The sequence below is a fragment of the Stenotrophomonas sp. IS26 genome (genome assembly GCF_054188265.1).
In genome coordinates, this window is record NZ_JBSZJV010000047.1 from 1 (window position 1) to 404 (window position 404).

The 404-nt window shown below is 67.1% G+C and carries 1 protein-coding gene; it reads right to left on the minus strand.

The genetic code is table 11. The features are described 5' to 3' along the window. Positions 1 to 404 (minus strand): hypothetical protein (locus ACW6W5_RS17865; protein WP_458233680.1); only part of this gene is annotated, 404 nt, incomplete at both ends.

A 404-nucleotide genomic window follows, 5' to 3' on the forward strand; every position in this document is an offset into this window, starting at 1 on the left:
GCCTGCTGATTGGCCAGCTGCAGCTCGGCATTGGGCATCGCCTCAATCGCGCGGTGCGCCGTGGCGGCATCGGTGTTCACGCCCAGCTCGGCGGCGGTCACCTTCTGGCCGCCGATGACGATGTTGCCCTCGGTCAGCGTGGCGTAGGTGGTACTGCTGTCGCCGCCCTTCTCGTTCATCGGCACGCCACCACCGAAGTTCGGGGTGGCACCCTCCGTGGTCGGCTTCCAGTTCTCTGCCCGCCCGCCGTAGCCACCGCTGATGCCGCCCGAGCTGGTGCTGTGCTGCATCTGGTTCTGCAGGTCGCTGAAGGTCAGCGTCTGCGCGGTCAGTTCACTGTGGGTGGCGTTGGTGCTGGCAATCGCACCGCCCACCAGGTTCACGTGGCCGGCATCGACGTGGTA